This is a genomic window from Nocardia sp. NPDC019395 (assembly GCF_040632335.1).
Taxonomy (GTDB): domain Bacteria; phylum Actinomycetota; class Actinomycetes; order Mycobacteriales; family Mycobacteriaceae; genus Nocardia.
The window spans coordinates 13924-29304 of the sequence record NZ_JBEYBT010000032.1 but is presented as its reverse complement, the minus strand read 5'-3'; the positions used below and the strand labels follow the sequence as shown (position 1 = coordinate 29304).

At 65.8% G+C, this 15381-nt stretch carries 11 protein-coding genes and 4 tRNA genes; 5 read left to right on the top strand and 10 right to left on the bottom strand.

Annotated elements, in window-relative coordinates; genetic code table 11:
• Window positions 1-385: 385 nt before the first annotated feature.
• From ABZ827_RS30770 to ABZ827_RS30760, 3 genes are all read right to left on the bottom strand, one after another.
• Window positions 386-1477 carry a 3-deoxy-7-phosphoheptulonate synthase gene (locus ABZ827_RS30770; protein ID WP_357244410.1) on the bottom strand — a complete coding sequence of 364 codons (1092 nt, stop codon included), beginning with the start codon at window positions 1475-1477 and terminating at the stop codon, window positions 386-388.
• A 251-nt stretch (window positions 1478-1728) separates the two neighbouring features.
• On the bottom strand, window positions 1729-2196 hold the full coding sequence (locus ABZ827_RS30765) for a carboxymuconolactone decarboxylase family protein (RefSeq protein WP_357244407.1): 468 nt from the start codon (window positions 2194-2196) through the stop codon (window positions 1729-1731).
• Between the two features lie 119 nt (window positions 2197-2315).
• A complete protein-coding gene (locus tag ABZ827_RS30760; RefSeq protein ID WP_357244404.1) occupies window positions 2316-3194 on the bottom strand; it encodes an oxidoreductase in 879 nt (292 codons plus the stop codon).
• A 647-nt stretch (window positions 3195-3841) separates the two neighbouring features.
• Between ABZ827_RS30760 and ABZ827_RS30755 the strand changes: the two genes are divergently transcribed.
• Together ABZ827_RS30755 and ABZ827_RS30750 are read left to right on the top strand one after the other, a co-directional pair.
• Window positions 3842-6334 (top strand): glycerol-3-phosphate 1-O-acyltransferase, encoded by a 2493-nt coding sequence (locus tag ABZ827_RS30755; RefSeq protein ID WP_357244401.1) that lies wholly within the window; start codon window positions 3842-3844, stop codon window positions 6332-6334.
• Entirely contained in the window at window positions 6331-7785 is a 1455-nt protein-coding gene (locus ABZ827_RS30750; protein ID WP_357244398.1) for a 1-acylglycerol-3-phosphate O-acyltransferase, read from the top strand. Before ABZ827_RS30755 ends, ABZ827_RS30750 begins: the two co-directional genes overlap by 4 nt.
• A gap of 64 nt (window positions 7786-7849) precedes the next feature.
• Here the strand turns inward: ABZ827_RS30750 and ABZ827_RS30745 are convergent, their stop codons facing one another.
• The 6 genes from ABZ827_RS30745 to ABZ827_RS30720 form a co-directional block, all read right to left on the bottom strand.
• Complete coding sequence (locus ABZ827_RS30745; protein ID WP_357244395.1) at window positions 7850-8569, bottom strand: polyprenol monophosphomannose synthase; 720 nt, start codon at window positions 8567-8569, stop codon at window positions 7850-7852.
• Window positions 8570-8715: 146 nt separating this feature from the next.
• A complete protein-coding gene (locus ABZ827_RS30740; RefSeq protein ID WP_357244392.1) occupies window positions 8716-8898 on the bottom strand; it encodes a hypothetical protein in 183 nt (60 codons plus the stop codon).
• 75 nt (window positions 8899-8973) lie between these two features.
• Window positions 8974-9047, bottom strand: a tRNA-Phe gene (locus ABZ827_RS30735).
• 55 nt (window positions 9048-9102) lie between these two features.
• Window positions 9103-9179: transfer RNA gene (locus tag ABZ827_RS30730), tRNA-Asp, on the bottom strand.
• 30 nt (window positions 9180-9209) lie between these two features.
• A tRNA-Glu gene (locus ABZ827_RS30725) sits at window positions 9210-9282 on the bottom strand.
• Between the two features lie 95 nt (window positions 9283-9377).
• Entirely contained in the window at window positions 9378-10040 is a 663-nt protein-coding gene (locus ABZ827_RS30720) for a TetR/AcrR family transcriptional regulator (protein ID WP_357244389.1), read from the bottom strand.
• Window positions 10041-10929: 889 nt separating this feature from the next.
• Here ABZ827_RS30720 and ABZ827_RS30715 point away from each other — a divergent pair.
• Together ABZ827_RS30715 and ABZ827_RS30710 are read left to right on the top strand one after the other, a co-directional pair.
• A tRNA-Lys gene (locus ABZ827_RS30715) sits at window positions 10930-11002 on the top strand.
• Between the two features lie 506 nt (window positions 11003-11508).
• On the top strand, window positions 11509-12477 hold the full coding sequence (locus ABZ827_RS30710) for an acyl-ACP desaturase (RefSeq protein ID WP_357244386.1): 969 nt from the start codon (window positions 11509-11511) through the stop codon (window positions 12475-12477).
• Window positions 12478-12681: 204 nt separating this feature from the next.
• On the opposite strand, the gene ABZ827_RS30705 is transcribed toward ABZ827_RS30710, so the two are convergent.
• Complete coding sequence (locus ABZ827_RS30705) at window positions 12682-13320, bottom strand: hypothetical protein (protein WP_357244383.1); 639 nt, start codon at window positions 13318-13320, stop codon at window positions 12682-12684.
• A 483-nt stretch (window positions 13321-13803) separates the two neighbouring features.
• On the opposite strand from ABZ827_RS30705, the gene dusB reads away from it, so the two are divergent.
• The gene (gene dusB / locus ABZ827_RS30700) at window positions 13804-14952 is read left to right on the top strand and encodes a tRNA dihydrouridine synthase DusB (RefSeq protein WP_357244380.1); all 1149 of its coding nucleotides are present in this window, start codon (window positions 13804-13806) and stop codon (window positions 14950-14952) included.
• Window positions 14953-15381 lie beyond the last annotated feature (429 nt).

Below are 15381 nucleotides of genomic sequence, written 5' to 3'. Positions count from 1 at the left end.
CGCTCAGTCGCTGCGCTCCTTCGCTCTGGTCGCTCCAGAACGAGACGGGCCCCGAACCACCAAGGCCGACCGGCCGCATGCGGGAAACGGGGGTGAGGTCGCATGCGGACAGACGGGCGGTAGGGGATCAAACGCGCCGGGGGCGGCGGCAGGGTCGGGGCCGTCTCGGTTCCTCGCTCCAGCGCTCGGTGGTGCGCGACCTTACTCCGTCGCTGCCGGATCGAGACGGCCCCGAACCATCGCATGCCGATCGAACGTATGCGTGGATACGGGGTGGAGTCGCATGCGGACAGGTCTGGCGGCATCCGAAACGGATGTGCCGAGCTGATCAGGTGATCTGTGGTGTGGATGTTTAGGCATCCGGGCCTGCGGGAGCCGGTTCTTCTCAGCGCTCCCGGCGGAGGCGGACCGCGTCGGCGAGGCGTTCCAGTTGGGCGACGGTTGTCTCCCAATCCAGGCACGCGTCGGTGATCGACTGGCCGTAGGTGAGGTCGGCGGAGCGGCCCAGGGTCAGGTCCTGGCGGCCTTCGACAAGGAAGCTCTCCAGCATCACGCCGACGACACCGGGTTCGCCGGCGGCCAGCCGGTCTGCGATATCGGCGACCACGATGGGCTGGCGTTTATGGTCTTTTTTGCTGTTTCCGTGGCTCGCGTCGACGACGATCCGCTGGGGCAGCTCGGACTTCTCCAGCCGGGCGCGCGCATCGGCGACCGAGGCGGCGTCGTAGTTCGTGCCGTTGGACCCGCCGCGCAGGATCACATGGCAGTCCTCGTTACCGGCGGTCTGGATGAGCGCGGAACGGCCTTCCAGATCGGTACCGGGGAACACATGGCTGGCCGCGGCCGCCCGGACCCCGTCCACCGCGACCTGCACGTCACCGTCGGTACCGTTCTTGATCCCCACCGGCATGGACAGCGCGCTACTGAGCTGCCGATGTACCTGGCTGGCGGCGGTACGTGCGCCGATGGCGCCGTAGGACACCAGATCGGAGATGTACTGCGGGGTGATCGGGTCGAGGAATTCGCAGGCCACGGGCAGGCCCATGGCGGTGATGTCGAGCAGTAACTGGCGGCCGATGCCCAGCCCGGTATTGACGTCGAAGCTGCCGTTGAGGTGGGGGTCATTGATGAGACCCTTCCAGCCCAGGGTGGTCCGCGGTTTCTCGAAGTACACCCGCATCACCAGATGCAGCCGGTCGGACAATGCGGCCTGCGTGGCGGCGAGCCGGCGCGCGTATTCGAGCGCGGCCGCGGGGTCGTGCACGGAGCACGGGCCGACGATCACCATGAGGCGGTCGTCGGTGCCGTCGAGCACCTCGACGGTGGCCCGGCGGCCGGCGCGCACGGTGGCGGCGTGTTCATCGGTGATGGCGTGGACCCGGCGCACTTCCGCGGGGGAACGCAGCGGGCTGATGCTGAGGGTGCGTTGATCGTCCAGATCGCAATGATCGGCATCGATATCGACTGCGGTTGTCATCGTGGGTGGTGTCCTTCTCGTTCATGCCGACCCACGGAATTTCCCCGTCGAGCCGGTCGTCATCCGGCTCGGGGAACTGGTCAGCGCGCGTGGTTGCCGCAGACCGACCCACCCCGGGCCGGCTTGCTAAACCAGAAATACACGCGCTGCACGATTGATCAGGCTACCAGGCGGGGAACCGCCGATGTGAACCCGGGGCGGAATCGGTCGAAAGTAAGTGACCCTCAACACAATTCCGCCCGCGGCAAATTTCAGAACTGTCCGGGTTCGTAACTACCGGCCGGAGTGTGCGCAATGGTGTTGATCCGGTTCCAGGCGTTGATCGTGGCGATCGCGGCGATCAACCCGCCGATCTGCTCGTCGTTGTAGTGCTTGCGCACCCGCTGCCAGATCTCCTCGCTGATCCCGCTGCCATCGGCCAGCCGGGTGGCCACCTCGGTGAGCTCGAGCGCGGCACGTTCGGGTTCGGTGAACACCGTCGCTTCCCGCCACGCGGCGACCAGGTTGATCCGCACCGGGGATTCCCCGGCGTGGGCGGCGTCCTTGGTATGCATATCCACGCAGAACGAGCAGCCGTTGATCTGGCTCGCCCGGATCTTCACCAGCTCGTGGACGGCTGCGGGCAGACCCGAATCGTCCACCACTTTCCCGGCGGTGCCGAGTCGTCTCGTATAGCTCGCGGTGATCTTGTTGGCGAATACATCGACGCGGGGTTCCATGTCTCGATTCCTTTCGTTGTCGCGGTCTCGTGGTGTCGACGACGCGCTCACTCCAGGTGTGACATCCGGCGGGAACTATTTCTTGCTCGGCCCCCGTTTCCGCTCCGAGCAGCGTCCGGTCACCCGGTGAAGTCGAACTTCACTCCGGTGAGCCGCTCCGACAGATCCCACAGAGAGCGGGCTGTGAGCTCGTCCTTGGCCCGTTTGGAGCAGCCGGACGGCCCCGGGTAGCCGCGCGACCCACCCAACCCGGTGGGTCCGTAGTAGCCGCCGGGCTCGACCGGGGCCGTGGCAGCGAAAAGTTCCGGCAGCGCACCCATCTCGGCACTCTGGGCGCCCAATTTGTTACCGAGGGACATGACCTTGTCCAGGATGGACTCGGTATGTGACTGCAGCCCGGTGGCGGCATACCCAGGATGGGCCGCGAGGGCGAGTTTCGCCGATCCGGCGGCGGTCAGCCGGCGCTGCAGTTCGAACGTGAACAGCAGATTCGCCAGTTTCGACTGTGCGTATGCCGACCAGCGTTTGTACGGCCGGCGCTCCCAGTTCAGGTCGTGCAGATCGATCGCACCGATGGTGTGAACACTGCTGGAGACCGTGACGATCCGCTCACTGATCTTGCCGAGCAGCAGACCGGCCAGAGCGAAGTGGCCGAGGTGGTTCGTGCCGATCTGCATTTCGAAGCCGTCGGCGGTGCGGCGGAGCGGGACCGCCATCACTCCCGCGTTGTTGACCACGACGTTCGCGCTGTCCACTCCGGCCGCGAACTCGCGGATCGAGGACAGATCGGCCAGATCCAGCCGCCGGACCTCCGCGCGTTCGCCGATTTCATCGGCGACGGCCTGCCCCTTGTCCACGTTTCGGCAGGCCAGGATCACCTGCGCTCCGGCGCCCGCCAATGCCCGGGCGGCGACCGCGCCCAGACCACTGTTCGCGCCGGTCACGATAACGGTCCGGCCCTGCTGATCGGGGATGTCCCCGACGCCCCAACCACTCATGCGGCGAGTCTAATCCGCGGAGCCGCCCAGCACCCGGTGTGACGGCATCCGGCAACGACCGGATGGGCGGTCGAAACCACACGGATAACCACCCGGACCAGGGCGGCAGAGACCCACCCCTTTCCAAAATATATAGGGTTGCCTAACCTATAGGAGGACCAGAACGCGCCGCACACGTCTTCGAGTCCCTGTTTCCGATGAGGCATATTGTGATTTCCCCCGCCGGCCGGCGCCCGCCGTGACCGTTGCGTTCCCTACCCCGCGGACCTCGCCGGGGCCTACCACACCATTCGCACCGGAACGGCGCGCCGCGGGGTGATCCGCTGTCGAACGCATCTGTCCCGGTGAGTGGTTCGATGACGTCCGGACAGCCGCCGCGGCACCGCTCCGGAACGGACCGGTCCGCCGTGACCCGCGTGCGGTCGTATATCGCGATCGGGCAAAGAATCAGAGGCGGTCCGGCGTATCTCGAGGGACCATCGCAAACCGCCTCCGAACCGCGCGCGAGCCGTCCATAGTGTTCGGATGGAGTAGTTTCGAATTTCACCACCGTCGGCGACCGGCTTCCCGGCGAAGGAGTCCCACGCAGACCACAGCGGGCAGAGATAAGCCGCGAGCCCGGATCGGACGCAGAGGATCCACACACCATGATCGAGAACCGCGGTGACGCACCGGCGCCTTTCGACGACCCGCCGGAATCGGTGGTCGCGCTGGTGGATTCGGTCTCCGGCACCGAACGGGAACTTGTCGGGCGCTGGCTGGCCGATGGCGGGTTGGCCGCGGAACTCGGCGTACGCGCCCCCGTCACCCAACTCGATCTCGATCCCGGTGCCGTGGCCGACAGGCTCACCGGCCGCACCGACGATCCGCTGGTGGTACCCGTCCGAGTGTTGTGGCTGCCACCCGAACGCGACGGCGTCCGGCGAGTGACATTCAGTGATCTGGCGCTGCTCACCAACCCCCGCCGCCCCAACCGGCTCGCACAGCGACGGCTGGTAGCGAACTCCCCCGACCGGCATATGGTGCTCACCGGCGCTCCCGCCCGGCTCAGCGAGTTGCGTTCGAACAACCCCGAGGCCGCCGCGCTGCACCACACCGGCAGTACCGAACCCTTCGCCCGCGCTGTTGTGCGGGCCGCCGTCGTAGCGCTCGAACGCGCGGCGCGCACCGTGATCGGCGACCGGTACAAGGTGCCGCGTCTGGTAGCCGAGGAGATCCTGGACTCACCCGATTTTCTGCGGCGCCTGGAACATATCGCCGACGAGACCGGGACCGATCCGCAGGAGGTGGCGCGTCGCGCCGAAAAGGCGCTGAACGAACTGGTCGCCGCGCAGAGCCGGACAGTGTCGGATCTGTTCACCCAGGCCATGCGCCCGGTGCACGCGTCGACCTGGAAGGTGGACTGCGACGAATCCGGGCTCGCCGCGCTACGGGACCTCAACCGGCGTTATCCGCTGGTCTTCCTGCCCTCGCACCGCTCCTACGTGGACGCTTTCGTACTCGGTGATGTGCTGGCACGCAATGATTTTCCGCCCAACCATGTGGTGGGAGGGGCCAATCTGCGCTTTTGGCCGCTGGGGCCGATCGCCCGGCGCACCGGCACTATTTTCATCCGGCGCAGTTTCGGCGGCGATACGGTCTACCAGGCGGTTGTCGAGGAATATTTCGGTTATCTGCTGGCCCGCCGGTTCAATCTCGAATGGTATTTCGAGGGCGGTCGCACCCGCACCGGGAAACTCCGTCCGCCGCGCTACGGACTGCTGAACTATCTGGCCTCGGCGGTGCGGCGCGACCGGGTCGCCGATGCGCTGCTCGTACCGGTGTCGATCACTTATGAACGACTCAACGAACTCGGCGCCATCGCCGACGAACAAGTGGGTGGACGTAAGAAACCCGAGGGGCTGGCCTGGCTCGCCCGCTACGTACGCAACCAGCAGCATTCGGCCGGTCATGTTTACGTGCGCTTCGGCGAGCCACTCTCGACACGCGACCGGCTCGCCACCCACGGCGACCCGCTCACCGAACCCCCGGTCACGATTCCGCTGCACCCCACCGATACGACCGGACGCGCCCCGCGGGCACAGCTGGAAACCCTGGGCGCGCATGTGGGTGACCGGGAGCGCCGGGCTGTCCAGCGGCTCGCCTTCGATGTCGCCGTCGGTATCAACGCGGTCACCCCGATAACCGTCAATGCCTTGGTCGCACTGGCTCTGCTCGGCGTGCACGACCGCGCGCTGACCCGGGCCCAGGTCTGCGAGGTGCTCAACCCGGTCCTGGACTACATCGAAAAGCGCGACCTCCCGCGCGGCGAGGTCGCGAAACTGCGCGACGAACAGAGCCTGGCCGTCGTACTGGAGCAATTGTCACTTGCGAAGGTGGTCACGGTATATCGCGGCGGCGTCGAGCCGGTGTATTCGATCGAACCCGGCGCCCACCTCGAAGCCGCGTTCTACCGCAACAGCGCCGTCCACTGGTTCGTCGACCGCGCGATTGTCGAGCTGGCCATTCTGGCCGGTGTCGAAGCGGCGCCCGACGATCCTGCCGCCGGTGCCATCGGGCCGGATGCCGATGCCCTGGGCATCGGCTGGGCAGAGGCGTATCGCCTCCGCGACCTGCTGAAGTTCGAATTCTTCTTTCCCGACCGGGCCGAATTCTCCGAGCGGATCACCGCGGAAATGTTACTGGTGGATCCGGCGTGGCGAACGCGCCCCCGCGATACGCTCGGCGGTGAAATCCTGGCCGCCCTCACCGGCACCGGTTTCATGATGGCGCACCGTGTTCTGCGCTCCTTTTTCGACGCACAATTGGTCGTGGCCGAACGCCTGGCCGCCCAGGAGGCCACCGCGCAAATCGACCGCAAGAATTTCATCGCCGAATGTGTATCTGTCGGCCGGCAAATGCTGCTGCAGAAACGTCTGCACAGTACGGAATCGGTTTCCACCGAACTTTTCGGCAGTGCGCTCGAATTAGCCGCGAATCACGGGCTCATCGAGGCTGCCGATCCGGACTCGGCGGAAGCCGTGGCCGCACTGTCCGCGGCGCGGCGAGACTTCGCCGACCGGCTCCGCACAATCGGCGTCCGGATCTCCCGCGCCGCGGCACTCGACCCCTCCAACCTCGCTCCCGGGCAAACCCGATGAGCACCAGGGAAGCCGGTGATACCCCGATCTCGCAGACCTCGAATCCGGACGCGGCGGTCGCATCGATCCGTTCCGGACCGCAGGGTCCGGGTATCGGCGCGTTCTTCGACCTGTCGGCAGTCGCGGACCTGCGCACTCTGGCCGCTCGCCGGCTACGCACGCCCGACCGGGAACTGACCGGCCTCCTCTTCGAGCAACTACGGCACAGCGGCGAGGATTCGGGGCCCGAATTCCTCGAACGCGTCATCGAGCTCGCGGCCGGCCGGTCACCGGACGAACTGGCCGCCCTGAGTGAGCGCGTATTCAAACGGGGCTGGTACGACCGGCTGTATCCAGAAGTCTGGCGTCTGGTGCAGGAACATATCGCGGCCGGGCATACGGTCGTGCTGGTCGGGACCGCGGCCGAATGCCAACTCCGGCCCGCGGCCGCGGCGCTCGGTATCACCCATATCCTCGGCGCCCGGCCGGAAGTGGCCGCCGGCCGTCTCACCGGCCGGTTCGACGGACCGCTGCCCTACGGTCCGGACAAGGCAACGGCGGTGTCCGGCTTCGCCACCAGCCACGGTGTGGATCTCCGGAGCTCCTACATCTACGCAGGCAGCGGCGGCGATCTCCCCTTGATGTCGGCTGCCGGAACGCCGGTCGCGATCGCACCGGACAGACCGCTCGCTGTCACCGCGGCGGACAACGGCTGGTCCGGGCCGGCCGTCGGAGCCCGGACCCCGCCCGGCGCCGGCGACTACCTGCGAACGATGCTCGGATTCGGGGCGCTGCTCGGCGGCGCGTTCTTCGGCGTGGCCCGCCGTGCATACACCCGCAACCGCCGGATGATGGCCGATTCACTTATGCGCTACGGCACCCGCTGGCCACTGTGGTTGTGCGGTATCCGGCTCCGGGTCACCGGCGCCGAGCACGCCCGCGGCCCACGACCGGCGGTGTTCCTGTTCAACCACCAGAGCCAGTTCGACGTGCTGATAGTCCCGGCCGTTCTCGGCGCGGGAGTCACCGGGGTCGGTAAGAAGGAACTGATCCGGAATCCGGTTTTCGGCCCGCTGATGCGATTCGTGGGCGTCACCTTCATCGACCGTTCGAATACCGACCGCGCGAAAGCCTCGCTGGCGCCGGTTGTGCACACGCTGCGAGACGGGCTCTCCATCGCGATCGCACCGGAAGGCACCCGCTCGTATACACCGCAGCCCGGCAGATTCAAGAAGGGCGCATTCCATATCGCCGCGCAGGCCGGTGTACCGGTGATCCCGGTGGTGATCCGGAATGCCGCAGAGATCGGCCGCCGGGATTCCATGATCGCGCGCCCCGGTACGGTCGACGTCGCGATTCTGCCGCCGATCGATATCGCGGCCTGGGACCCCGCGGATATGGACCGGGAGGTCGCCGCGGTCCGGCAGCGCTACCTCGATACGTTGCGTGATTGGCCGTCCGGACGCGGCTAGGCGTATCTCCGCTATCGCGCCAACCTGGCGCGGGCCGCGGATGAGGCCCGCCCGGTGGCTCCGATCAGAGGGACCGCCCGAACAACAGCTTCCAGGGCATGAGCGCGGATTCGAGCTGGACCGCCAGGCTCATCTTGGAGGCGCCCAGGGTCCGTTCCTCGAAGCGGATCGGAACCTCGGAGATGCCGAAGCCCTGCTTCTTGGCCCGATAGTTCATCTCGACCTGGAACGAATAGCCGTTGCTACGGATCGACTCGATCTCGATCGCGCGCAGCGTATCGGCCTTCCAGGCCTTGAATCCAGCGGTGGCGTCCTTGATACCGAGCCGCAGAATGGCGTTGACATAGAAGTTCGCCCAGGCCGAGAGCGCCTTGCGGTACCACTTCCATTCGGCGGCGGTCGAACCGCCGGGAACGTAACGGGACCCCAGCACCACACCCGTTCCCCGTCGCGTCAATTCATCCAGCATGGCAGGGATGACCTCGGCGGGATGGGACAGATCGGCGTCCATCTGGATCACCACATCGGCACCCTCGTCGAGCGCGCGGGTGATACCGGCGATGTATGCGCGGCCCAGACCGTCCTTCTCGGTCCGGTGCAGGACCGATACGACGTTCGGCAGATCTGCGGCCAGTTTGTCGGCCACCTCACCGGTACCGTCCGGGGAGTTGTCGTCGACGACCAGCACGTGCAGGTCGGGCACGGGTAGCTCCGTCAGCCGCTCCACCGCAACCGGCAGATTGTCCCGCTCGTTGTATGTCGGCACAACAACGGTAACCCTCAAGGGTCGCCCTCCCTGCTGGTCTCGCTCGTCAGCCGATCCATGTGCCGCGAGCGTCGCTACGTATTACCTGTGAACGGTAGCCCAACCGCATACCCGCAGCCGCAGCGCACCGGTCGAAACGGCCACCACCGGGGCGTACCGCTACCTCATTGCCCTTCGCGCCAAGCCTGGTCCGACGCGTCCTGTGCCGCATTGCGCTGCCGTACTATCTCGAGCGCGCGTTCGGCAGTCGCACGATCCGGGTAGGGTCCCATCCGGTCGCGGAACCAGCACTGGCGTCCGCGCTCGGCACGCTGATGCTTCAAGCAGTAGTACCACCGTTCGGCCATGCCCCCAGCATTCCACTTACGCTGGGTCCGGACGAACAGAAACCCCCCGATCGCGGGCGATCAGGGGGGTTGATGTGGCCAGGGCCGGGATCGAACCGGCGACCTTTCGCTTTTCAGGCGAACGCTCGTACCAACTGAGCTACCTGGCCGCAGGCACCCGGAACGAATGCCATCCGATGGATGGCGGATCGCTCCGGCATCCACTGGCGACCCTGACGGGACTCGAACCCGCGACCTCCGCCGTGACAGGGCGGCGCGCTAACCAACTGCGCCACAGGGCCTTGCTCTGTGCGACCTACTCTCATAGGTCGTACCCCCTACGGGATTCGAACCCGCGCTACCGCCTTGAAAGGGCGGCGTCCTAGGCCGCTAGACGAAGGGGGCTCGTCCCGGATTTCTCCGGACCGGCTTTTCAACGGCTATCCGTTGGGAGCTCGCATAGCTTATGTCAGGGTGCGCACAATTCCCAAATCAGCTGGTCAGGTACTCGAACCGAGGTCATCGAGATGAGCGTGCGCACGCCACCCGTGCTGCCCGAACTTCTCCGACCACTCCGTCGTACAACTCGCCCGCACCACGATCTCCAACGACTCCTGGAAGCGCGTACGCAGATCGGGCCCGCCCATATGCGCGTCGACGATGTAGCGCTGGCCGATCAGCGCGCCGGCCAGCGTGCGCGTGAAACGGTCGGGGTCGGTATCGGGACACAGCTGCCTTTGGTCGATCGCCCCGACAGCCAGGCTCCGGATGGTCGAGGAGAGCATCCGGCAGCCCCCGCGATTCTGCTGACCGAAACCCGGGTCGACGACCAGACGGAATTCGGCTTGAACGATGGTGTCGTGTTCGAGCCGCAATGCCAGTTCGTCCAGGACGCCGTGCAGAATATCGAGCGGTCCCAGTTCCACGCGAACGAGCCAGCGGTCGATGGTGTGGCTGTATCGTTCGACGGCGGAGTCGAGTACGGCTCGCGCCAGATCTTCCTTCGAATCGAAATGGAAGTACATGGCGCCCTTGGTCGCTCGCGACCCTTCCAAAATGCGGTTGAGCGAAGCCGCGGCGTAGCCGCTCTTCCCGAACTCAACGGCGGCGGACCGGATAATTGCTGCCCGTGTCCGACGGGCCCGCTCTTGCTGCCGTGCCATGCTCGAAACGCCTCCGAAGCCTTGTGCATCCGCCGGAATTTCCACCTGCGGAATGCCCGCGACCGATCATCTGCTTTTGACGAGCGAGCCGATGGTGCGGACTTATCCTGTTGTATCCGACCTCTGGTCGGTTTATTGACCTGTATCGAACTTTTGGTTTGAAACCCAGAGCAGGGAGGAAACACACCGGCTGGTATAATTCGAACGCCCGGGTGCGCCGCAGGGGGTGCGCATCCGGGCAACTCCGTTGCGCTGTACCTCGTCCCCGATTCGCCTCCCGCAGTGTCGACCCAAGAGACACCCCGAATTCGCTGAATCTTCAAGGTACTCGGAAACGGGTACCGACACGCGGTAAACCGATAGAGCGAGCTATCATTTCGCGACCCGGCTTTTCCGAACACACCGCGGTTCACCAAGCCCCGGACGCCAGAGCGAAACACCACGGGTAAGACCGGATGTTCATCCACACGAGCGGGTTTCGAACCGGAGTTCAGCCGGCCACTCCCATCGGCCGGCACATACCGTCCCACCCATGAGCGGCAACCCGCCGCCGACACTCCGGGAAATACGCCCCGGGACCCCATATTTGCGAGAACTCTGCCTTTACCGATCCAAAGGCATTGGTATCCAACATATTTGGATCGTATCGTGCTACCCGTTGTATCAACAATGCCAGAGGTACCGTATTTCGATACCTATAGGTATGGTTTACAGCCGCCAAGGCGGGCGGAGCCGACCGCGAAGGCGCCCGACCTCGCCCGACACCGGAGTCCCGGCGACCACAGCCGGGTCGTGGAACACACGCTCCAACTCGCCCGAGTGACAGAAAGCACCAGCGTAACCACCCGATTACGGAATAGCGCATCATTCCCAGTACACTTGCGCCCGCGCCCCTATAGCTCAGTTGGTAGAGCTACGGACTTTTAATCCGCAGGTCCCAGGTTCGAGCCCTGGTGGGGGCACACCCGGGCGCCCGGCCCCACGGCCGGGCGCCCGTCTTTGTCACCGGGATCGGCAGTAGAAATTGTCCGATGCGGACAGCATTCGTGACCATCCTGTGACTTACCCCAGGGTTACCCCGTTACCACTGTGACCGGAGTCGCCCCGTACGATTTCGGCCCACCCGTAGCGCACACCCCGGCGACGGCCGGCGCAGCCCGGAAAGACGTCCGTGAGCAGCAGCACGAGCCCCCGCTGCCCCGCCGGAGCGGCGCACCCCGCACCCCGGGAATGTGCTGCTTCCCACCTCCGCTAACACAATTGGGACAGGGGTCGATATGCCCATAACCCAGTTTCGGGTCATAGAATCGGTGTGACGGCCGGTGGCGGGAAAGTCGTGCACCACCGTGCACTTTTGTCCGTCGGATGCGTTTCGCATCACACCTACGGTGCCGTAAGGTAGGGCCGCATCGGCAACGGTCTACATCAGGTGACCCGCACGAACGCAACGTATGAAGGGCTTGATCACATGGCAAGGGATCTGACTCAACTCGAGCTGCTCACCGAGTTGGAGCCGGTTGCCGAGCAGAACGTCAACCGGCACCTCTCCCTGGCAAAAGAGTGGCATCCGCACGACTACGTCCCGTGGGACGAAGGCCGCAACTTCGCCGCCCTCGGCGGCGTGGACTGGGAACCCGAACAGTCCTCGCTCAACGAAGTCGCCAAAGCGGCCATGATCACCAACCTCCTCACCGAGGACAACCTGCCCTCCTACCACCGCGAGATCGCCGAGAACTTCTCCCAAGACGGCGCCTGGGGCACCTGGGTCGGACGCTGGACCGCGGAAGAAAACCGCCACGGCATCGCCATGCGCGACTACCTCGTCGTCACCCGCGGCGTCGACCCCGTCGCACTCGAACAAGCACGCATGGTCCACATGACGAACGGCTTCGCCTCCCCCGCCGAAGCCGACGCCGGATTCCTGCATTCGGTCGCGTACGTCACCTTCCAGGAACTCGCCACCCGAGTTTCCCACCGCAACACCGGCAAAGTCTGCGACGACGCCATCGCCGACCGCATGCTGCAACGCATCGCCGCCGACGAAAACCTGCACATGATCTTCTACCGCAATATGTGCGGCGCGGCCCTGGACCTCTGCCCCGACCAGGCGCTCGACGCGATCACCTTGATCCTGGAGAATTTCCAGATGCCGGGTGCCGGTATGCCGAACTTCCGGCGCAACGGTGTGCTGATGGCCAAGCACGGCATCTACGATCTGCGCCAGCACCTGGAAGAGGTCGTTCAGCCCGTCCTCAAGAAGTGGAATATCTTCGGCCGTACCGACTTCACCGCGCACGGTGAACAGACGCGGGAACGACTGGGCAATTTCCTCGACAAGCTGTCCAAGGACGTCGTCAAGTTCGAGGAACAGCGCGACCGCATGCTCGCCCGCGAAGCGGCCAAACGCGAGAAGTCCCTGGCCACAGCATCCAGCTGACCGCCGAGCAACCAGCAGAACCAAACGAACCGCCGGGTTACCCCGGCGGTTCGTTGTTTTCGGCGTCGGACGCAGAGCACAACACCCCGTGCGCCCGGAGACGGATAAGCCACGGTTCGCATGAAACCGGTTCACGAACGCACTCAGCCACGACGCCGGCCGGATCCCGGTAGACCAGTGCAGCCGCGGACCGGGCTCACACCATCAGTTGGTGGGCAGTGCCCCGTCCACCCCGCCCACATCCGTGACCTGCCAGCCCGCGTTCTCGTCCAGCGTGACCGTATAGGTGACCGTTGTCTGTGTTCCGTCCGGGTTCTGGGCGTTGGTCGAGGTCACGTTGACGAAAACGTTCGTCTTGAACACGCCGTCCTGCTCCGACATCACCTTGGCGGTGATCGGGGTCGCCGTCGATGTCCACTGCAGCGGTACCAGGATCTGTTCCAGCTTCGGCGCCGTCTCGTCGAACTTTCCGGCGAGCTGCGGGGTGGTGTTCGTCTTCAGCGCGGCGATCCAGGCGTCGAGATCCTGGAAGTTCACCGTGGCCGCACCGATCGCGTAGTCGGTGGCCAGTTGTTCGGCGTGGCTGTTGTCCGCGGCGTGTTCGTCACGATCGGCCAGCTCACCGCGCGCGGTGAAGTACAGGACGGCGAATACGATCGCCACCACGGCGAGGACGGCGATCAGTACGCCGCGCACCAGACTGGACACCTGGATCGATACGGTGCCCCGGCGGTCGCCGGCAGCGGGCTGCTGCTGCGCCGCAGTCTTCTTGCCGGGAGAAACGGTCTCGTCGCCCGCGGCTTCGCTCGACTTCTCGCCGGAATCTTCGGTCTGGTCTGCCATGGTGATGTCGTCTCTTTCGTTCGCCCGCGGTTCGATGCGCTCCCGGGAGGGTTTGTTCGGCGGAACAGGTGGCCGCCGATGTCATTCCGACGGCGGCCCGCGTGACCGGGTTCACTCCGCCGGCCGGTCGCTGCTGTGTTGATTTGCGTCGCCCGGCGGCGGTTCATATCTGTATCGCCGCGGCGGTTCGATTACGTCGCCTCCGGCAGCACGGGTCGGCTGCCCTGGCGGACTCAGGGTCCACACTTCCGCCGGTCGTCACCGGCCCGGGTCGGGCCGCGAACTCCCAGTGGTTCGACGCAGATGAGGCTAGCGCCGGCCCGTGGCAACACCGACCGGCACCCATCTCGAATGCACAGCAGATCACACCGCGACCGGCCTCTGCCATCTGCCCCTTATATCCCCGGCGACCGTGTGGTCACGGGCCTACGGTGAGGCACCCGATAGTGACTACCCCGGCTGTAACAGGGAAAATAGGACCTCGTGCAGACAGAGGTGGAACAGGAGACAGGTTTGCGGATCGGCCCCTACCCGGTGGATCCGCCGGTTGTGCTCGCCCCGATGGCGGGAATCACCAATCTGGCCTTCCGGAAGCTGTGCCGGGAGTTCGGTAGTCCGACGGCCATCTATGTCTGCGAGATGATCACCGCCCGCGCTGTCGTCGAGCGCAACGAGAAGACATTGCACATGATGTCGTTCGACCGGGGCGAGTCTCCGCGGTCCATGCAGTTGTACGGCGTGGACCCGGCGACGCTCGGCGAAGCGGTGCGGATCATCGTCGGTGAGGGCTGGGCCGACCATATCGATATGAACCTCGGCTGCCCGGTGCCGAAGGTGACCCGGCTCGGTGGTGGCGCAGCCCTGCCCTACAAGCGGAACCTTTTCGCCGCGATCGTCCGGGAAATGGTCCGGGCCGCCGAACCGGCCGGAGTTCCGGTGACCATGAAGTTCCGCATCGGGATCGATGACGAACACCGGACCTGGCTCGACACCGGGCGGATTGCCGAAGCCGAGGGCGCCGCGGCCGTCTCGCTACACGCCCGCACTGCCGCCCAGCGTTACTCCGGAACCGCGGACTGGTCGGCCATCGCGCGGCTGAAGGAGGCGGTGACCACCATCCCGGTGCTGGGCAACGGGGATATTTTCAGCGCGGGCGATGCGGTCGCGATGATGGCACAAACCGGCTGCGACGGGGTCGTCGTCGGCCGCGGTTGCCTGGGGCGGCCGTGGTTGTTCGGGGAACTGAGCGCCGCACTTCGCGGCGAACCCGCCCCGACCCCGCCGACACTCGGCGAAGTCGGCAAGATCCTGGCCCGCCATGCCGGACTGCTCGCCGAACATCACGGCGAGGACAAGGGTATGCGCGATCTTCGCAAGCATATGGCGTGGTACTTCATGGGTTTTCCACTCGGCGCCGAACTGCGGCGCAGCTTCGCCACGGTGTCCACGCTCGGCGAGCTCGACGGGTTGATCGCGCAACTCGATCCCGCCGTGCCGTTCCCCCCGGACGCCGAAGGACCGCGGGGGCGCCAAGGCTCCCCGGGGAAGGTCGCGCTGCCGCACGGATGGCTCGACGATCCGGACGACGGGACCGTCCCGGCCGCGGCCGATGTGATGCACAGTGGCGGGTGACCGAACCGACACGCCGAAACTCCGGATAGCCGAAACGGCCGCTCGGCGCATGAAAACATAGCTTCAGGCAACTTTCCAGCATTACCCTCGCCGACATCCACTCGTGACGCCCGAGTGGCTCTCAGTGGCGAAATCGTTATCATTGCGGAATCCCGTTACAGCCTTTCGAGCACGGCTGTGGCGGCAGCGAGTTGCGGAAGAGCGAGGTTCATTGGTGGGTGACGATCGGAACGGGCGTTCACCACGGCCCGGAGGTCGCGCACCGTGGGAGCGATATCCTGCGGCAGAGCCCCCCGAAATGGACGGCGCACGAGGGGCACGGCGGCAACGGCAACCCGAGCCGCCGCCGCAGGCGGATCAGGCACCTCTGACGGTGCAGGACCTGGTCGAACGCGTGGACAGCGAACGCACGGCCCGGCGTCGTCCGGC